The following is a 19,773-nucleotide window of genomic DNA, read 5'->3' on the forward strand; positions in this document are numbered from 1 at the left end:
AAACATGGAGCAAGACAGCAAGCGAAAAGTCAGTCGTCGGGTCCTGCTCACTTCACTTGGCGTCGCCGGAGCGGCCGTCGCTTCGGGCGGGTGGGTTCACGCTTTTAACGGAAACGACACGGCATCCGATGCAATAGAGCCGGAGAGTCATTCGGGGGGCAATGCCTGTCACGGACAATATGACACTTGGCTGGACTTGCAAACCGCGTCGGCATCGGGACAGCTCCAGCATTGTGTCAAAGTATGGACGGTGCAGCACACGCAAGGAGGAATCGGAGGTGCTGTCTATGTCAAGGACGGAACGACAGGGCAGGCCAATACGGGCAACGAGATTGCCTTTTACGATGGCGACGGCAATGGATGGAGACTGGACGATATTCCGACGGACGCCCGCATGGGCGTGCTGCCGACGGAAACGCTGAACGAATCTGTGGCGATCGAGAATCGCCGCAAAATCGAGATGCTTCTCCGAGATCCGTCCGTTGCGTATTGCGAGTTTGGCATACAAGGCGACGTTTATGTCATCGGTTCGATCCACCCGCTTAGAAGCAATCTGTACATCAACCATATAAAAGGCTGCACCATCAAAGGGTATTTAAATGACACGGCGCGATCGACCATTAGCGTAGGGCATATATTCGGGTTCCCTCTGTACCAAGATCCCGACAATGGAAACTTTACAATTATCGGCTATTGCGAAAATGTGAACTATCAATTGGACGGGGAGATTGCAACCTACTACCGAGCCGAACACGTAGCGGCCCATAACAACAACTGCATCGGATTCAAAAAATCGAAATGTTGCCGCGTCGTTGGCAGCGGCGGCGTCGGCGAGTCGGATCATAAAGGCATCGTATTCGACGGGGAGGCGATCGATTGTCATATCGATGTTGCCTATATAAAGGAAACAAGCAACGAACCGTTTCAAATGAAGGGTGATCCGTCGATGCCCGATTGCACGAACACGGTCAAAGTCGGTTCGATCGAAAATCCGAAGTTCGACGGCGGAAATCCGAAAGTTGTTGGTTTCGTTTCGTATTCCAAGCTCGTGACGGTCCAGATTGGCAAGTATACCGGCAACAAGCAGTTGAACCCAATATTGGTTGGCGCATTTGGCTGCGGCACGGTTATTGTCGAAAAGGGCTATGTCGAAAACGTAAGCCAATTATTGCGCCAGTACGAAACCGGGCATGGCTTAGTCAGAGACGTTACGTTCAAAAATGCCGATACGATGATAAGAAGGGCCGGCCAAGTCGCCGGGGTGCACAAGACGTCGAGAATTCAAAGGTGCAAGGCGGACGGCGGCGCTTTGCCAACCATCTACAGCGCGGACTACAACGGATCGTTGTTCGACGTGTTGGACATTTCCGACAACGACTTTTCCGAGGCGACCGGAACCGTGCATATTTGGAATAATCCGCTCAGCAGCGGAAATCCCAAAGTATGGGACATCAAAGACAACATCGTGCCGTCAGGTTGGGTGAATCAAGCGATTTTCAACAAATGCAGCGACTATAAAGCGATTGCCGCATCGGGAACTTCGTTCAGCTACGACATCGAGGGGGATAACGGGGATCGACCGTACACGCAGCTTGGGGGAAGAGTCGTGCATGGAACGTATGCTTATCCGTTCGAGTTCGACCTCCTGTTGCTCAGCCGCACGAGCTACAGCTTTCACAAGTCCATTTTGCACGATTCCAGCGTTCAAATGAAAATAACGACGGCCAAGGTCGGTCAAAACGTCACCTTTACGCTTCATAGCGGCGGAACCGGAGCGACGTTCGGCGAAATTATCGTTTCGAATTGAACAATTGAATGTGCACTACGGGAACATGCTTAAATTTTATAGATACTGACGAGAGCCCCACAATCGGCTATCCGAGCAGGCCAAATACCCAAAAGACCGTCCGGGACACGTCCCGGACGGTTTAGTTTTCAAATTACAGCTAACATTCCGCTTGCGTCATCTCGTTCGTGAACACGACTTTGTATTGGTCGGGCGTCATCTTTACGGCGGATTCGGGAGCATAGTGGAATTGGAGCGCCCTTCTCCGCTTGTTCGATAAATTCGGAGGCGTTCCGTGATGAAGCAAGCCGGAAAAAACGAGAATCCCGCCCGGCCGCAGCGGCACGGCTTCGTCCCTCTGTACGTCTACCGCGGTATCGCATAGCTGCCAGTCTCTTACAGCGTAATGCGGCACCGGGCCGTTTTTGTGGGAACGCGGAATGACATGCATGCATCCGTTGTCGAGAGCGGCCTCGTCCAAGGCGATCCACACCCCGGCGACCATTTTCGTAAATGAGAAATTGGAGTAGGCCATATCCTGATGCCAGGGCTTCTCGATCCCGGCTTCCTTGGACGGAGGCTTGAGCAGCGCCTGGTCTTCGCAGAAGCGCGGCTTTTCGCCGAACACCATCTCCAGCACCTTCCTGATCTTCGGATGATAGCAAATATGATGCAGATTCGGGCAGTAGCCGATAAATTTATGAAGCTTGCGGACCGCAAACTCCTGTTCCTCCGGCGTAAGGAAATGGCCGGCTTCTTCCATCTCGCGTTTGCCTTTGAAATATTGGATTTTCGGTCCGACGATTTTTCCGTGAATCGTATCGGAGATGTCTTGAATCGCCTTCTCCAGCTCGTCTGCGCTCAGCACCCCGTCAATCGCCACATAACCCAGTTCCCGGTAATTGCGCACCGTCTCCTCCGTTATGTCGTCCACCGTCCCGATCCGATGCTCGGCCAGTTTGTCGTAACGATACAATCGCTGCGCGATGTCCTGCGGATTCGCTACCGGATTGAACATGGCCCATCCTCCTTCACCCGTTTGATCGTATCGTAACAGATGCTAGTAGGAACCGGAATGCGCGATGTCGTATATTGATGTCCTGAAACGTATAGGAGCCGGGCGAAGCGTCAGCGGAATTACGACTGTCGGGAGCCGGGAGCGGGCCGGGACAGTCTGGCGTTAGCCAAGTATTGGGACGGAGCTGCGTCGAACACCCGCTTGAAGCTTTTGCTGAATGCGTAGACGTCGCTGTAGCCCATACGTTCGGCTACCTGGGAGACGCTCATCCGGGTTTCCACCAGCAGATCGCGGGCGCTCTCCGCTTTGGTCTTCGCGATGAACGCCTTCAGCGTAACTCCGCTGCAAGCTTTGAACAGCCGGCTCATATAGGAAGGGGACATGCCCACCGCATCGGCCATTTCCTCCAGGTCGACGTCGACGCCCCGGGCTTCCCGGATGTAAGCCATCATTTGGCGGACCCGCTGCATTTGCTTGACCGAGCCCGGGCCATAATCGCGGGGAACCAGGTGCAGCCGGAACAGCCGGACGAAAAATTGCTTCATCAGGCTGTCGAATTCGAGCTCCTGCAGCGGCGCCGGAACATCAAGCAGCTCCATGATCGCATACAGCAGGTTCTCCGCGCGAAAAGCGCCGCCGGTTACCGTAAACCGCGGAAACGGAAAAAACGGCACCTTACCGCCCGCGTCCGCAACCTGAAAATGCAAATACAGCACCGTCAGCCGGTCGTGCGGATCTTGCACCGCTTTCGGAAGGTCGCCGGGACGCATGATCAGGCAGCTCTGTTTCTGAAGCTCGAACCGCTCGCCGCCGAGCGTCATCGTGCCTTTGCCGGACAACACATAGAAGATATCGTAGTCATGGAACGGAGTCTGGTGATCCCAATACCATCCCGGCGCGCAGTCCCGTTTGCCGTAAGATGGACTTGGCAGAAAAGTAACGGATTCCAAAGGGTGGTTCACGGTTAAGCGCCTCCATTTCCTTCCCATTCGTTCCAAAGCACTCTCAGTTTACTTCAAACGTCCGGACGGTTCCAGCTCCGTTTCGGCGCCGTTCCCGGCTTTATTGCGTTGTAGCTGCAGACCGGCTCCGTCCCGGAGGAAGTAGTCCGTGTCGATCGAATACCCGAAGGGCGGGCTGATCGCGCATCTTTCCGATACGTGGAAGCAGTTGGACTGGGATACGGATTACGCGAAAGTGAAGATTCGCCCGGAAGTCCGCGTGCGCATTGTGCAAAAAGGAGTGCTTAGATAAACCGGAGACAGGCCGCAGGAGGGCTCTGTCTTTTTTTTGCGCGTTGCGGCAAATTTTAGTTGATTTGTAAAGGTTGTTTGATATAATGATAACGATTATCATTATCAATATAATTTGGAGGGTGGAACATGATGAGTCGGAATCGATTACGGGTTGTATCGGCGATGGTCTGCATGATCATCGCGCTGGCCGTTACGGCTGGATGCGGACAAGCGTCCGTCAAGGAGGACGGGAGCGGTTCGAACGGTTCCGGGGCGTCCGCTGGAGCGTTGTCCAACGGGGCGGCAGCCGGCGCAGTCCAGACGGAGGAGAAGGGAACGATGATATACGAGGCGGCCAACGGCAAAATCGAGGTGCCCAAACAGCCGAAGCGCGTACTCGTGTTGGGGGACAGCTACTACGGGTATTTGCTGGCGCTCGGCATTCAGCCGATCGGTGTCACCGAGCATGTGAAGAGCAATCCGTATTTTGCCGGATATGTGAACGTACCGGATTTGGGCGACGGGAAGTCGACCGAGAAAGTGCTGGAGCTGCAGCCGGATTTGATTATTGTCTTCCAGAGCGATGACGGCAGTATCGACCAATTGTCCAAAATCGCGCCGACGGTGGCGATCGCTTACGGCAAGCTTCCACTGCGCGAGCAGCTGCTGGAATTCGGCAAGCTGACGGGCCGGGAAAAGCAGGCCGCTGACTGGATCGCGAAGTGGGATCAGAAGATCAAGGATGCCGAGCCGAAAGTGAAAGCCGCCGTCGGCGACCAAACCGTATCGATTCTTCAGCCTTACGCGAAAGGGATCTACGCCTTCGGACATAATTACGGAAGAGGCGGCGAGATTCTGTACGGCGAGTTTAAGCTGAAGGCGCCTTCGCCGATTCAGAAGGACGCGATCGACAACGGCAAGGGGTGGGCGAGCTTGTCGCTGGAAGTGCTTCCCGAGTATGCAGGCGATTTTATATTTACCAGCCCGTGGTCAGGAGATCAGGGCGATCCGGATGCCGTGTACGGAAGCACGATATGGAAAAACCTCCCCGCCGTTAAAAACAACCGGGTTTTCGAACTCAACAAAGACGCGGCCTATTTCAACGATCCGGTATCGATGGAGAAACATCTGGATTTTATCGTTCAAAAGCTGACCGGGAGCCGCTAGCACCATGGGGGCTGATCATTCCTGCGGAGCTCAGAAAGGAATGATCGTTCACCGTGCCGAATTAAGATAACATGAAACGGACATCCCAAACATTCGCATGGAAATATGTAGTACTATTCATTGTATTTCTGCTCCTTCTGCTTGGTCTGCGGTCGCTCTGGTTCCAGTATTCCGCGGGGGCCTCCCCGACAGCGGTTCAAGGCGTGCTGGACCTTCGGGGATGGGATCTTGGCGGCAAGCGGACGATCCCGTTGAACGGCGAATGGGAGCTGTACCCCGAAGTTCTCGCCTCCGGCAAAGACTGGCGGTCTGCCGGGCCGGAGCCCCGATATATCCAGGTGCCGGGCAGTTGGGAGGAGGCGGCCGGCGAACGTGAGGATTCGCCCTTCGGCTACGGTACGTACAGGCTGCGCATCCTCATCGATCCGCTGCTAGACGAGCCGTACACGTTCTGGATCATCGATATTCAGGCGGCTTCCCGGCTTCACATTAACGGAAAGCTGGCGGGTGAATTCGGACAGGCGGGAGAAAGCGCCGATGTCTACAAGCCTCGGGCGACTTCATACACCGCCTCGTTCGAAAACGTCGGCTTGACGGAAATCGAGCTGCTGGTTACGGTGTCCAACTTCGACAATCCGATTCAGGGAGGAATCGCGAAGCCGATCCGCTTCGGATCGCAGGCGGCGGTCGATACGGAGCGGTGGTACTCGATCGGGTTCCAACTCGTTACATTTATCGTCCTGCTGCTTCACGGCTTATACGCCGTCGTTTTGTTTTTGTTTAATCCACGACAAAAAGCGTTTCTAGTTTTTTTCCTTTTGCTAGTTGCGGCCGGAATATCAATCGTATCGGATCACGACAAGCTGCTGCTGCTGTGGCTGCAGCTGAATTATACCTGGGCGTTAAAAATAAGGATGCTCTCGTACATGTGGCTGACCTTCTTCATGGTGCTGCTTGCCCGGTATTTCTCGGATACTCCGTCCGGCTCTACCCGGTTCAGACTGTATGCCGCTGTATTGGGCGCGTACTCGGCTTTTATTGTCGCTGCTCCAGCGACACTCGTTTATTATAGCTATGGTTTCCGTGTATTTTCCGTATTGTACATGCTTCCGTTTATCTGGTTTGTGTATTTGATTGGAAGAATGGTTCGCAGGAAGGAGCCGGACGCCTTCTTCCTGCTTGTCGCAGCAACGAGTATCGCCTCCAGCGTTATATGGGGGCTGATCGGTCCGTATGGCAAGGTCAGCGCGATCTACTATCCGATCGACATTATCGCGGCAATCGTCGGCTTCTCCGCGTACTGGTTCAAGCGGTATGTCCGCAACGCGCAGGACAATGCGAAGCTGAACGAGCAACTGCGCAAATCGGACAAGCTGAAGGATCAATTTCTTGCCCAGACGTCCCATGAGCTGAGGACGCCGCTGCACGCCATTATGAATATCGCCCGGACCGTGGCGAACAGGGAGAAGCCGGTGATCGGCGGCAGAAGCTTGCGCGACATGGAGCTGCTGGTCTCGATCAGCCGTCAGATGTCCCGTCTGCTCGACGATCTGCTGGATGTGGTGCGGCTGAAGGAGGAACGGATTCAGCTGCATCGCAAGCCCGTGCACGTGCAGTCTGTAGCGTCTGGCGTGATGGGAATGCTTGTCTTCATGACCGATAACAAACCGATCGCTCTCCAGGTGGACATCCCCGAGTCGATGCCGCCGGTGCTCGCCGACGAGAAACGGCTGGTGCAAATTATTCAAAATCTGGTCCATAACGCGATCACCTACACGAATGAAGGCTCTGTGACGATGACCGCGGAAGCGAAGGACGGGATGCTCGTCACGTATGTGACGGATACGGGATCGGGGATGGACGAAGAGACGTTGGCCCGCATCTTTCTGCCTTACGAGCAAGGGACGCCCGGGCTGGATCGCAGCAGAGGGATCGGTCTCGGATTAAGCATCTGCAAGCAGCTCGTCGAGCTTCAGGGCGGAACGCTAACCGTGCGATCGGAGCCGGGCAAAGGTTCGGAGTTCAGCTTCACGCTGCCGCTTGCGGCGGTGTCCGAGTCCGAGTCTTCTTCCTCCGCGCCTGCGTTCGGGCTTCCGGCCGAAGAGGAGATCGCAGCGGCGGACCGGACCGGGACGGACCGTCCGCCGGACGGGGACAAACTCGTCGCTGCCTCCCCGCTGCCGGACGTATCGCCGCCTCTGGCGGCCGGCAAAATCCATATTCTCGTGGTCGACGACGATCCGATCAATCTGAAAGTGCTGTCCGGCATTCTTTCGGCGGAGTCTTATCAGGTCCGGACGACGACGTCCCCCCGCCAGGCGCTGGAGCTGCTCGCCGCCGGCCAGTGGGATCTCGTTATCGCGGACGTGATGATGCCGGAGATGTCCGGCTACGAGTTGACGCGCCGGATCAGGGAACGATACGCCATATCCGAACTGCCGGTCTTGCTGTTGACCGCTCGCAGCCAGCCGGAGGACAGCTATGCCGGCTTTCAAGCCGGAGCGAACGATTACGTCACGAAGCCGGTCGACGCCCTGGATCTGAAATACCGGATCTGGTCGCTCGCCGCCGTCAAGCAATCGTTGAAGGAACGGCTGCGCATGGAGGCCGCTTACTTGCAATCGCAAATCCATCCTCATTTTTTGTTTAACACATTAAACTCGATTATGGCTCTAAGCGAACTCGACACCGACAAGATGCGGAAATTGGGCGACGCCTTTACGTCGTATTTGCGTATCAGCTTCGATTTCCTGAACGCGGGGGAGCTGGTCGGCCTTTCCCATGAGCTGGAGCTGGTCGAAGCTTATCTGTATATCGAAAAAGAGCGGTTCGAGGAACGGCTGACCGTCGTCTGGGAGGTGGAACCGGACATCGAGCTGCTGCTTCCGCCGCTGACGATCCAGCCGCTGGTCGAAAATGCGGTGAAGCACGGGGTATGCAGCCGGGTGCAGGGAGGCACCGTTCGCATCCGGATTTTGAGGCTGCAGGGTGCCGTTCATTTCGAGGTGCAGGATGATGGCCGCGGAATGGACGAGGAGACGGTGAACCGACTGCTCAGCCGGACGACAAGCCGCGGCGGAATCGGCTTGATCAATACGAATCGGCGATTGAAGCAGCTGTACGGCAAAGGATTGTCGGTACGCAGCCAGCCGGGCGAAGGGACGAGCGTCTCGTTTGAGATTCCGGATGCGGTGCGGAGCGCGCAAGCAGCGCTTGCGGACGAAGCCTGACCCGAGGCGAATGACAACGCGCAAGCTGAAGCTGTACGGACAAAATCCCCGGAGGGGCCGCCTATTGCGGCTCACCGGGGATTTTTCGACAGAAACCGGACGGCATGACTGATCAGTACCGGCAATACGGAGATGTGACCTTCTTCGGCAAACGATTTGAACGATACGTCCAGCCAGGAATGGTTCGGCGCGGACAAGCGGGCCGCCATCGCTTCGGCTTTATCGTAAGCGTTGCTCTTGTGCGTACGCTCCTGTTCGCCCATCGCGATCAGGAGGCCGATCCGGCCGCCGTCGTCGTTCAGCCTCGCGGGTAAGGTCCGCTCCTTCTCGAGCAGAGCGCTCTCATTCCAATGAATCGACGGGCTGCCTGCGATATACGTTTGGAAACCGCCGGGATGGGTAAGGAAGGCGTGCAGGACAAACAATCCTCCGAGCGAATGGCCGATTATCGACTGGCGGGCCGGATCGATTGGATGCATGGCGGCGATCGCCGGCTTCAGCTCGTCTTCGATAAAAGTCAAAAAGCCGGACGCGCCGCCCTGCTCGGGCCATTCCCCGCCCGTCGGGTGTTTCGGCAGCTCGGACCGGGGGACGGGCATCGTAAAGTCGTAATGCCGGTTCGGGTGAAACGGTTCCTCGGTTTCGTAGCCGATCCCGACGACGATAGCGGGAAACACGCCCGTTTTCTCGGGAGCGCGCGATTGGGCGCGAATCGTTTCGGTCATCGTTGCGAACACGGAATTGGCGTCGAGCACATAAATGACCGGATAGCCGGAGGCCGGCGGCGATTGGGAGGGCACGCTGATAAAGATCCGGTACGTTCGGCCCCGGTATTCGGCGGTCATCTGCTGGGACCGCGGGATGTGGACAGGCTGCTGCTGGAGTGAAGTCATCGGTTTGGCTCCCCGTATCGTAGTAGCATTCCGCTAATTGAGATTGATTATCATTATAATCGGGAGAGCAAACATTTGGCAACCGTCGGCTGTTTCTTGCGTCCGGAACCGGAGCGGGGGGAACGGCGGGCGCGGCGGAGGTCGGCGTATCCCGCCTTACAATGCGCCATCACCATACCGACTACGCGAGACGGACAGCCAGCGTGTGACGGAGCTGCGCCGGGAGTTGCTTATGGTGAGAAAAGGTTGACGTGCTCAGACTGGGCTTGACCAGGGAACGGGTTCATGCTACTTTTATTACTGATAATCATTCTCAATTATAGAAGGGGCGTAACCAGGATGTTTCATCGACTTCCTGATCAGCTGCCCGGGCCGGCAGTCTTGGACCGCTTATGGATCAAGCTGCGGAGCATGGACGGGCAGCGCGGCCGTCTGGAGCAGCAACTGATCGATTCTTATATGCTTATCGCAGCCGCGGGGGGACAAGGCTGTCTGACGATCGATCTGGACGAGTATCGCCTGCGTCCGGATACGATCTATATCGCATGGCCGGGGCAGACCATCGGAGTATCCGGCGGTACGGAAGGGCTGGAGCTGTACCGGATTTCCTTCGAGGTGCGGCCCGATTCGGAAGCCGCGGAGCCGTTTCCGCTAAAGGGAGAAATTCCGCTGTATCCGGAGTCACACACGGCTATCCAATGCGAGCGGCTCCTAAGCTACAGCCGCAGCGAAGACCCGCTCGAGAGGTTCCGGAGACAAGCCGCCTTCCACGAGCTGCTGTACGGAGTGATGAAACATAAGCGGCAGCTGCCGGTGGACGACTCGCTCAGCGCGCTGGAAAGAACGCGCCAATTCATTGAAAGCCGCTACAACGAAAATTTGACGATCGAGCAGCTGGCGCGGATCGCCGAGCTCAGCCCGAAATATTTTGTGGATCTGTTCAAGAAAACGTACGGCAAAAGCGCAATCGATTACGTAACCGAGGTCAGGGTCAATCACGCCAAACAATTGATGGTGCAGTCCGAAACGAAGCTGCGCGATATCGCTCATCAGGTCGGATACAGCGATGAGTTTTATTTTAGCCGCAAATTCAAACAGGCTGCGGGCGTATCCCCTTCGGCCTACATGAAGAAGCGCCGCCGCAAAATCGCGGCTTACACGTCGGCCATCCTCGGACACCTGCTGGCGCTCGGCATCGTGCCGTACGCGGCTCCGATGCATCCGAAATGGACGGCGTCCTATCATAAGAAATACCGCTCCGACATCCCCGTTCATTTGAGCGCCTACCGGTTCAATCACGATTGGGAGGCGAATGTGGAGGCGCTGGCGCATGCCCGGCCGGATCTGATCCTGTGTCATGCGGATTATCTTCGTCCCGATGAGCTGCCCAAGCTGGAGGCGATTGCTCCGGTGCATAGCCTGGCACAGCCCGCTGCCGACTGGCGGCAGCAACTGCGGACAATCGCAGGATGGCTCGATGCGACGGCCGAGGCGGAGCGCTGGCTCGGCGAGTACGAGAGAAAGCTGGCGGCCGCGCGCGAACTGCTGAAGCGTGAAATACAGGACGATACGGTGCTTGTCCTCAGCATTCATAAGAATACGTGCCTGCTCTGTCCGAGACGGGGGATGCGGGAAGTGCTGTACGGCGATCTGCGCTTGAATGCGCCGGGCGGGTTCGACGAAGCCGTATGCGGCCGGCCGGTAAGCTTCTCCGAGCTGGCGGACATCGATGCCGGCCGGATTCTGGTCAACGTCTGCCAGGAGACGGAATCGCTCGCGTTCTGGCAGTCGCTGCAAACGAATCCGCTGTGGAAAGATTTGAGGGCGGTCCGCCGCAATTACGTCCATCCGATTTCCTCCGACCCTTGGCGGGAATATTCGGCTTCCGCCGCGGAGCGGATGGTGGACGACATGATTCGTCACGTATATGGAGATCATCCAGTTCATTTCCGGAAATTGTCCATGTTCGGGAGAACCGATGTTGATTATAATTCTAAATGAGAATTATTTTCAATTAACTGATAACGGTTCTCGTATATTGTGCGGATGCCGCTATCTTGGAGGCTGACAAGTTGGAAGGAACGATCAATCGGCATACTTACAACGGCAGAGTTCTCACGATGTATGTTCCGCCGCAATACGGAACCATTTCCGGGAAGCTGCCGGTCGTATACGTGCACGACGGGGATGAGCTGTTCTCTCCGGATGTAAGCGACAGTTTGACGGTGCTGGAGCGGATGACGGCAGACGGGTTGGTGCGGCCGCTGCTGCTGGTGGGCATCGATCCGAAGGAACGCCGAGACGAGTATACGCCTTGGCCGGCCCCAAAGCTGACGGCGCAGTTCAACGACTTTGCCGGAGAAGGGCCGGCGTATCTCGCGTATATCGTCGAGGAGCTGATGCCGTTTATCGCGGAGCGCTACCGGACGGAGAGCGGTCCCGGTCATACCGGCATGATCGGCGCGTCCCTCGGCGGGCTGATCTCGATGTTCGCCGCCTATGAGTATCCCGGCGTATTCGGGCAAATCGGCTCCATCTCCGGTTCGTACTGGTACGAGAGGTTCGTCGAGTATATGAAGGAGAAGCCGATCGCAGACGGGGAGCGGCGGATCTACATGTATGTCGGGACCGCGGAAGGCGCAACGAAAACCAATATTCAGAAAACCATGGTCGCCCGGACGTTTGAAGCACATGAAGTGCTGCTTGCCGGCGGGTTCCCGCCGGACCGGCTGAAGCTGCATGTCGAAGAAGGCGCGTCCCATGAGCTCAGTTGCTTTACGGATCGTTTTCCGGAGGCGCTGCAATGGATGTTTCCAAACGGGTAAACAAAGAGAGGGGAACGAGAAACGTGAATAAGAAATTGATGTTGACAGGACTTGCTGCTTTGATGCTGGGACTTACCGCTTGCGGAGCGAAGGAGACGGCCGCCCCGGCTGCAGGGAATACGGGAACGACCCATGCAGGAAGCGGAAGACAGACTCCGGCGGCTTCGGCACCGGCGGCCGCCAATCAGGCGGCTCCGAAAAAGCTGACGTACCTCGGCAAGGAGTACACGATAACCGTTCCTACGGACAAAATCGTCATCACCGGATCGGTCGAATCGATGGAAGACGCGCTGGTGCTCGGCGTTAAGCCGATCGGGGCGCTGACCGTGGGCGGCAAATTCCCGGCGATCTTCTCCAAAATTACCGAAGGCTCTACCGGCATCGGGGAGAAAACGCAGCCGAGCCTGGAGACGATTCTCAAGCTCAAGCCGGACGTTATCCTCGCCAGCACGAAGTTTCCTGCGGAAACGCTGGAGAAGCTGGGCAAAGTCGGCACCACGGTTCCGGTATCGCACATCTCGACGGACTGGGAGGCGAACCTCAATCTGCTCGCAGAACTGACAGGCAAGCAGGAATTGGCGAAGAAGGCGCTGCAGTCGTACAAGGACGAGGTTCAAGCCGTGAAGGAGAAGCTCGGACCGGTATTCAAGGACAAGAAGGTTGTTATCATCCGGGTTCGCTCGGGCAGCATCAATCTGTATCCGCAGGACGTATTCTTTAATCCGTCGATCTACGCGGAGCTCGGAGCCGCCGTGCCGGAGGAAGTCAAGCAGGCCAAGGCGCAGCAGACCGTCTCGCTCGAGAAGTTCTCGGAGATGAATCCGGACTACGTATTCGTCCAGTTCGCCGAAGAGGAAAATGCGGATAATCCGAAGGCGCTGCAAGATTTGCAGAACAATCCGATCTGGAAAAGCATCAATGCGGTCAAAAACGGCAACGTCTTCGTGAACCTGGTCGATCCGGCGGCTCAAGGCGGCACGGCTTACAGCAAGATCGCGTTCCTCGATGCGGTCAAGTCCAGCAAATTGATGCAGGCGAAGTGAGCGGAGCCCTATGCGATTCCAGTTACGCGCCTATACCGTCATCCTGTGGACCGCTCCGGTTGCGATCGTTCTGACGATGCTGCTGTCCGTGCTGTACGGAGCCAAGCAGATCGATATCGGGACGATCCGCGATTCGTTGTTCCGGTTTGACGAAGGGAATGTGAACCATCAGATTATAATGCATTCCAGAATTCCGCGTGTGATGGGAGCGCTGCTGGTCGGCGCTTTCCTCGCCGTCTCGGGAGCGCTTATGCAGGGGATGACAAGAAACTATCTTGCATCCCCTTCGATTATGGGCGTGTCCGACGGGTCGGCGTTTGCGATTACGCTGTGCATGGTGTTTCTGCCGAACAGTTCGTCGATGGATATGATCCTGTATTCGTTCGCAGGCTCGGCGCTTTGCATCGTGCTCGTGTTCGGCCTCGCCTCGCTTCTTCCCGGCGGTCTGTCTCCGGTCAGGATGGCGATCCTCGGCACGATTATCGGAACGTTCCTGAGCAGCGTCTCCGCGGCGTTGTCGACTTACTTTCAAGTATCGCAAAATATTAGCTTCTGGTATAACGCCCGGCTGCACCAGTTGGACCCGGCGTTGATCAAGCTGGCCATTCCGTTCGCGGTCGTCGGCATAATCATGGCGCTCCTGCTGTCCAAGTCGATATCCGTACTGGCGCTTGGCGAAGACGTCGCCGTCTCCCTCGGCCAAAAGACGGCGATTATTAAGCTGGCGGCGACGCTGTGCGTCGTTATTCTGACTGGCATATCGGTGGCGATTGCCGGGAAGATCGGCTTCGTTGGCCTGATCGTGCCCCATGTCGCGCGTTTTCTGACTGGTCTCGATTACAGATGGATCATCCCTTGCTCGGCCGTGCTGGGCGGCGTGTTCCTGGCGCTTTGCGACGTGCTGAGCCGGTTTCTCAACTATCCGTTCGAGATGCCGATCGGGGTCGTGACGGCGATGCTCGGCGTACCGTTTTTCCTCTACCTGATCCGGACGAGAGGGGGAGAGAAACGTGCATAAAGGGACAACCGGACGTTTTGCGGCCGTGATGGCCTCCGGCGTCGGCATCATTTTGTTGACTTTTTATATGAGCCTGACCAACGGCGCGTTCGATATGGCGGTTAAGGATGTATTCACCACGTTGCTGGGGATCAATCCGCAGCAGGATTTCGTCTTCGTTATTTTCGAGCTGCGGCTGCCCCGCATCGTGATCGCTATCCTGGTCGGCGTGGGACTCGCCATCGCGGGGGCCGTCCTGCAGGGCGTGACGCGTAACGGGCTGGCCGATCCGGGCATACTGGGCATTAATGCCGGAGCCGGGGCGGCGATCGTTATTTTTTTATTTTTTTATCAAGGGCAGATTAAAGGGACCGGACTAGCCGCCATTATGGCGATGCCTCTGTTCGGGCTGGCGGGCGGGCTCGCCGCAGCGCTGCTTATCTACGCCATCTCCTGGAAGGACGGCCGGCTGGAGCCGCAGCGTCTGCTGCTGACGGGAATCGCCGCCGCTGCCGGACTGGGCGCCGTCTCGCTTTACCTGACGTTAAAGATGAACGCCAAAGACTTCGAGATGGTGGCGGTCTGGACGTCGGGAAGCATCTACAACGCGAACTGGAAATATATCGGAGCGGTTGTGCCGTGGCTGGTGCTGCTTATCCCGGTGATTATCCGGAAGTCGTACATCCTCGACCTTCTTCAACTGGACGAGAACAGCGTCAGAAGCGTGGGCGTAGCGTCGGAGAAGGAGAAGGCGCTGCTGCTGCTGTGCAGCATCGGTCTGGTCAGCGCCTGCGTGTCGGTATCCGGCGGCATCGGCTTTATCGGCTTGATGGCCCCGCATATCGCGAGGCGGCTTGTTGGAGGGGCGCATCGGCAGATATTGCCGGTGTGCGGATTAGTCGGGGCGCTGCTCGTCCTCGCCTCCGACTTTATTGGAAGAATGGTGTTTGCTCCCGCCGAGCTCCCGGTCGGCATCGTGATCGCGATTATCGGCGTGCCGTATTTTATTTTCCTGCTGTACCGGAACAAAAAGCGGGCGTAGTTTCAGTCCGCTTCGCTTCCGGAGCACCCGGGCAGGAGGAGCCTCCCGTTCCGGTCGAAGGACAAGGCGAGAGGACCTTCGAGTACCGTACAGTCCGGCCGGTCCCGAAGCTCCTCGCAGACCGGCTCGGATACCCAAACTTCATCGAGATGAAGCGTGTTTTTGATGTACACCAGCCGGACCTTTCGAGGATCCGGCGTTTTTAATGCAAACATCGCCTGGTTCACAAGCTCCCGGTCGTTAGCGAAGCTCATCGGGACGGCGGCCCTCATCACGAAACCGCTGGTCAGGCAATTGAGATACGTCGCCTGCTTGTCGATGCTGCCGGCCACGGCATCCGTCGTAAAATCGGCCAGCCCGATTCCGGCGGCATTGCCGCGGGACGCAGACGACAGCCCGAGAACCCCGACATACGTAATATCCGGGAGCTTCGGCTCCGCTACCCCGTGAATTCTCATCCGGCCGATGATGTTGGCATCCATGCCGGTGCCGCTGTAGTTTTTGCCCATCTCTCCGACGAGACACAGATCGATCCGCTGAACCGGCAACGAAGGCATCATCCGCTTCGCCTCCAGCAGCAGCCTTTTCTCGGCGGCAAACAGCGACCCGGCCGGGATGCCTTCTATGATCGCGGTCTGCTCTTCGGCGTTCTCCACGATGGCGATCCCGCCGATAACCGGCGCCTTCTCCAGACAAACGCGCGCGATCGAGGGAATCGCCGCGGCCAGCTGCTTGGCCCCCAAGCTGTGGACGCTGTTTGCTCCGGGCGTGCGGCCGAGTCCGACAGCGAGCATCTTCAGCAGTCCGCTCTCGTAATCGCCCTGAAACGCGGTATGCGGCTTAATCCGGTTGATAACGAGGATGCCGTCGGCTTCGAACGCCTCCTTAGCCATATATACCGGAAGGCCGGCAACGCCTGCGGCTGAGGCCGAGGTTGCTGCCGAGGCTGCAAGGACCGCCTCTCCCTCCGTCGCGCCGAGCTGTACCACTTCCCCGGAGCATCGGACCTCCGTTCCCATCGACTGTTCCGTAATGCCCAGACTGGCCAGCACCTCACGTTGTCCTTCCGCTTCGCCGCTCCCGTGACTGCCCATGGCGGAGACGAGGAACGGGCGGTATCCTTTCTGCCGAAGCTGGTCGACGACCGTACGCAGTATAACGTCGATGCTTCGGATGCCCCTCGACCCGGCTGTAATTGCGACGGCCGCACCGGACGGCAGGGCGGCTTCCTTTAACGACTGCTCCACGGAGTCGCGTATCGCGGAAGGAAGATCGGCGATCCGGCTATCGGGAACGTGCTGCCTGATTTTGTACAGGCGAACAGATGATTCGGCGGTCATGTGCGGCTCCTCCAGACTTGCCCGCGTTGTAGATCAACGAAGACTCCAGTTTGTCTCCATTATAATCGGGAATATTCAGATGTAAATCGTTTCGGGTGCTTCATCAAGCCCGAATAACCGTCCGCACGCTTACGGACGGCTGGGGCTATGTACATGATTGTGCAGACTAACTCCCATATTCTATGAATGACTTACCTACTCCAGCAGCCTTTTTAGCAATTGAGTCCGGTTTGTGGCGTTCAGCTTGCCAAGCATCGATTTAATATGTTTTTTGACCGTAACCTCGCTCAAATACAAGGTCGAGGCAATCTCCGCGTTCGTGCGTCCCAGCTCCAGCAGCTTCGCCACTTCCTTCTCCCGCGCCGTTATATCGGTCCGCTCCAAGATCCGGTCTCGGGATGCGTTTTCCGGCAGTGCTACCTCAGCGGGAGGCTGCGGCGGAGGGAAAAGGCCGGCCTGCCCGGTAACCTGTAACATTTTATGGATGTAGCTGAGCACTTGCTCGTTATGTAAGTCAAGTACGAACGTCGCCGTTTCGGTTATGCCGTCGTAATTGCGATGGGTGCCGTACGGTGCGGTTTCAAAGCCGAGGCTTTTGTGAGTTTCTACGAAGTACGGATGAGGCGATGGCGATTCGACGATCAGCTCGCCGGTGAAGATCAGGGAATGGAGCAGATGACCGATTGCAGTTTGCTGGGAAGCGTCTGCGAAGTCGGCGGTATCGATCGTCTCGATAAACCAGCCGGCTCTCGTATGGCCGGGTACGTTCAGCCGTTTCGCCATATCGGGAGGCAGATGGTTGAAGTACGCCGCCGAGCGCGGAGCTTTCTTCAAATAAGGCAGCGTGTTCGCATTAATCGGTATAATGACCGCGACTCCGATGATGGCGCCTCCCGCGTCTTTCATGAACCGGACGACATCGTATCCGAGCGTGAACAAGGCGCCGAAGTCGATGTCTTTGATCGTGAAGCGTGTCTGCTCCGCCGTAAGGTGAAAATGAAACGAACCGTCCGTATAAGGGTCGTACAGCTCGATCCGGGTATCCTTGGCATTGGCGTACCGGTCCTGGGCGTATAACTCGAGCGCTTCCCGATAATTGGCGCCTGCCGTCTCGAAGTGCCGGGGCGACAGCTCGAACCAGTTCATAAACGCGCGGATCAAGGCGTCACCGATATAATACATCAATTCTATCGCTTCTCTGGCGGTAGGAGACGGCCGGCCCGATTCGGTCAACTGCTGGTAATAATAAGCCAGCGCCCGCGAACGGATCGACTCGTAACGCTTCGGAGTCCGGGCGAGAAGCTCCCGGTTGACCGCCTCTCTCATTAGGCTGTGTACGGTCCACCCGCGGTCGACTTTGCGGATGAAGGAGAAGCGGATGAGCTGATAAAACTCGGAGGCGGTAATCTCCCGGTCCATGATGAACGACAAGTTCTCCTGGTTAAATTGACGAAGTACTGAAGCCGCTTCGATAAAAGGACGCATATGCTCGCCCGGCACTTCCCGCAGCCAGCGGCTTACGATAAACGACAGCGTATCGTGATCGTCCGCGTACAGCTGAGCTTCGCCGGTGGGGGACTGACCCAAGAGGAGGGTAAGCAGCGACATCGTCAAAGGATGGCCTCCGGAATGACGCCATATCCGCTGAATCGTCGGCTGGTCGAATATATGGGTATATTCCGCGAAACGGACGACCGACTCGTAATCCAGATCCGCGAGAGGAAGCTTTACGAGAAGCTGCCTCCATGCCGGGGACAAATACCAAACTTCGGACAACGCATACCGCCCTGAGATGACAATCAGTACGTGTTTATCGAGTTTCTTCAGAAAAAACTCCCGCAGCCATTGATCGAGCGCCTCCAAATGCTCGTAAGCGTCGATCAGGAGAACAACACGCCGCCCGGAAGCCGTTTCGTTCAGCGCAGATATGCATTCGACGGGGAGGCGCGCCGGGTCGGAGGAATCATTGCCGGGCCATTCGAGTGAGTCCAGGATGTGGCGGCAGAACGCTTCCGGCGTTTTGACGAAGCCTTCACTGTCGATCGTAACGGTGATCCCGCCGCTTGCTTGCGCCAGCTTGTCGTACTCGTCGAGCAGCGTGCTTTTGCCGATTCCGGCCGTGCCGTATACGTTTACTATTTTTTTGGACCGGGAGCTGTCGTGAAAATGTTGCAGGAAGGCGGCGATTTCCCGCTGTCTTCCGACGAGCATTTGGCTCTCAAGCTCATCCAGCCGTTCGTCCTCTGCCATCGATTACACCTTCTTCGATCCGGATCGGAAATTACTGGCATTCCTTATTTTACTCGGATTCGGCTCAAAGCGATATAGAAATATGGGGTTGGGGTATCCATTCGGATACCTCATTTGTATCTGACCGGATACTTATTCCCGGATCGGGTCCGTGATAAGGTTAGGATAGAACGAAGGAGGAGGGAACGGGTGCGAGGATGACCAATCCATTTCGACTGGGCAGCGCCGCGCTGTACGCCCGGGATGCCAAGAAACTGGAGTCGTTTTACCGGTCGGTATTCGATATGCAGCTCGCGGCCTGCTCCCGGAAGCACGAGGATCAGACGTTTCTTGCTTTCCGGCCGGAGACGGACTATTACGAGATCAGCTTTGTCGGCGATCCGCGGCAGGTACAAATGACGTTTTATGCAGAATCGCTCGGTGCGCTGCAAGGTTTATGGAGGAATGTCCGGTCGCGGGGCATTCGCGTACACGGGCCGTATACCGAAGGCTGGGGAGTTTCGTTTCAATTCGGCGATCCGGAAGGGAACCGGATCGAGGTGTTATGGCCGCAGCGGTTGAAGATCAGTCGCAGCGCGATCCGGGCGATTCAGCTGGAATCGTGGACGGATGCGGGCATCGAACACTGGCAAAGCGAGAATCGGGAGGAACAACCGCAGCCATCGGATGAGGCCGGGGAATGAAGGAGGAGCAGCGAAACGATGGAAGGGGAAGGGATCGAGATCGTCCTGACGATCGACAAGAAGGAGGCTTACGTGAACGGGAAGCTGCACACGCTGGCTGCTCAGGCGGTATTCAGGGACAGCAGGATGTCCGTACCGGTTCGTTTGGTACTCGAAAATGTCAACATGAAAGTGTTGTTCGACGATGAGGAGATTTTTATTACCGATGCTGTGGAGTAGAAAAAGTCGTATTGGGCCGTAAGGCTCTGTTTTTGAAGATACGAA

Annotated in this window: 16 protein-coding genes; 11 read left to right on the forward strand and 5 right to left on the reverse strand. The window is 56.8% G+C overall.

Going from position 1 to position 19,773, the window contains the following annotated elements; all coding sequences use genetic code 11:
- Positions 1 to 4: 4 nt before the first annotated feature.
- Positions 5 to 1,807, forward strand: coding sequence for a hypothetical protein (locus IDH45_RS29285; protein WP_190931708.1), 1,803 nt, complete (start codon positions 5 to 7; stop codon positions 1,805 to 1,807).
- Between the two features lie 139 nt (positions 1,808 to 1,946).
- Here the strand turns inward: IDH45_RS29285 and IDH45_RS29290 are convergent, their stop codons facing one another.
- Positions 1,947 to 2,804 (reverse strand): phytanoyl-CoA dioxygenase family protein, encoded by an 858-nt coding sequence (locus tag IDH45_RS29290; protein ID WP_190931709.1) that lies wholly within the window; start codon positions 2,802 to 2,804, stop codon positions 1,947 to 1,949.
- A gap of 119 nt (positions 2,805 to 2,923) precedes the next feature.
- A complete protein-coding gene (locus IDH45_RS29295) occupies positions 2,924 to 3,766 on the reverse strand; it encodes an AraC family transcriptional regulator (RefSeq protein WP_190931710.1) in 843 nt (280 codons plus the stop codon).
- Between the two features lie 148 nt (positions 3,767 to 3,914).
- Between IDH45_RS29295 and IDH45_RS29300 the strand changes: the two genes are divergently transcribed.
- The 3 genes from IDH45_RS29300 (at position 3,915) to IDH45_RS29310 (ending at position 8,436) form a co-directional block, all read left to right on the forward strand.
- On the forward strand, positions 3,915 to 4,058 hold the full coding sequence (locus IDH45_RS29300; protein ID WP_190931711.1) for a hypothetical protein: 144 nt from the start codon (positions 3,915 to 3,917) through the stop codon (positions 4,056 to 4,058).
- A 128-nt stretch (positions 4,059 to 4,186) separates the two neighbouring features.
- Positions 4,187 to 5,206, forward strand: a complete 1,020-nt coding sequence (locus IDH45_RS29305; protein WP_223837098.1) for an iron-hydroxamate ABC transporter substrate-binding protein — start codon at positions 4,187 to 4,189, stop codon at positions 5,204 to 5,206.
- A gap of 71 nt (positions 5,207 to 5,277) precedes the next feature.
- Positions 5,278 to 8,436, forward strand: coding sequence for a hybrid sensor histidine kinase/response regulator (locus IDH45_RS29310; protein WP_190931712.1), 3,159 nt, complete (start codon positions 5,278 to 5,280; stop codon positions 8,434 to 8,436).
- A 71-nt stretch (positions 8,437 to 8,507) separates the two neighbouring features.
- Here IDH45_RS29310 and IDH45_RS29315 read toward each other — a convergent pair whose 3' ends face one another.
- Complete coding sequence (locus tag IDH45_RS29315; RefSeq protein WP_190931713.1) at positions 8,508 to 9,329, reverse strand: alpha/beta hydrolase; 822 nt, start codon at positions 9,327 to 9,329, stop codon at positions 8,508 to 8,510.
- 339 nt (positions 9,330 to 9,668) lie between these two features.
- Between IDH45_RS29315 and IDH45_RS29320 the strand changes: the two genes are divergently transcribed.
- The 5 genes from IDH45_RS29320 (at position 9,669) to IDH45_RS29340 (ending at position 15,236) form a co-directional block, all read left to right on the forward strand.
- Positions 9,669 to 11,330, forward strand: coding sequence for an AraC family transcriptional regulator (locus tag IDH45_RS29320; RefSeq protein ID WP_190931714.1), 1,662 nt, complete (start codon positions 9,669 to 9,671; stop codon positions 11,328 to 11,330).
- Positions 11,331 to 11,401: 71 nt separating this feature from the next.
- Positions 11,402 to 12,154 (forward strand): alpha/beta hydrolase, encoded by a 753-nt coding sequence (locus tag IDH45_RS29325; protein ID WP_190931715.1) that lies wholly within the window; start codon positions 11,402 to 11,404, stop codon positions 12,152 to 12,154.
- A 23-nt stretch (positions 12,155 to 12,177) separates the two neighbouring features.
- Complete coding sequence (locus IDH45_RS29330; RefSeq protein WP_397327115.1) at positions 12,178 to 13,197, forward strand: ABC transporter substrate-binding protein; 1,020 nt, start codon at positions 12,178 to 12,180, stop codon at positions 13,195 to 13,197.
- A 10-nt stretch (positions 13,198 to 13,207) separates the two neighbouring features.
- Positions 13,208 to 14,215 (forward strand): FecCD family ABC transporter permease, encoded by a 1,008-nt coding sequence (locus IDH45_RS29335; RefSeq protein ID WP_190931717.1) that lies wholly within the window; start codon positions 13,208 to 13,210, stop codon positions 14,213 to 14,215.
- Positions 14,216 to 14,243: 28 nt separating this feature from the next.
- Positions 14,244 to 15,236, forward strand: a complete 993-nt coding sequence (locus IDH45_RS29340; protein ID WP_190931742.1) for a FecCD family ABC transporter permease — start codon at positions 14,244 to 14,246, stop codon at positions 15,234 to 15,236.
- Between the two features lie 2 nt (positions 15,237 to 15,238).
- On the opposite strand, the gene IDH45_RS29345 is transcribed toward IDH45_RS29340, so the two are convergent.
- The gene (locus IDH45_RS29345) at positions 15,239 to 16,576 is read right to left on the reverse strand and encodes a hypothetical protein (RefSeq protein ID WP_190931718.1); all 1,338 of its coding nucleotides are present in this window, start codon (positions 16,574 to 16,576) and stop codon (positions 15,239 to 15,241) included.
- A 195-nt stretch (positions 16,577 to 16,771) separates the two neighbouring features.
- Entirely contained in the window at positions 16,772 to 18,826 is a 2,055-nt protein-coding gene (locus IDH45_RS29350) for a LuxR C-terminal-related transcriptional regulator (RefSeq protein WP_190931719.1), read from the reverse strand.
- A 197-nt stretch (positions 18,827 to 19,023) separates the two neighbouring features.
- On the opposite strand from IDH45_RS29350, the gene IDH45_RS29355 reads away from it, so the two are divergent.
- A complete protein-coding gene (locus IDH45_RS29355; protein WP_190931720.1) occupies positions 19,024 to 19,509 on the forward strand; it encodes a VOC family protein in 486 nt (161 codons plus the stop codon).
- A gap of 18 nt (positions 19,510 to 19,527) precedes the next feature.
- Positions 19,528 to 19,728 carry a stalk domain-containing protein gene (locus IDH45_RS29360; protein WP_190931721.1) on the forward strand — a complete coding sequence of 67 codons (201 nt, stop codon included), beginning with the start codon at positions 19,528 to 19,530 and terminating at the stop codon, positions 19,726 to 19,728.
- The last annotated feature ends 45 nt before the right edge of the window (positions 19,729 to 19,773 follow it).

Origin of the sequence: Paenibacillus oceani (assembly GCF_014705615.1) — a bacterium.
GTDB classification, from domain to species: Bacteria; Bacillota; Bacilli; order Paenibacillales; family NBRC-103111; genus Paenibacillus_AB; species Paenibacillus_AB oceani.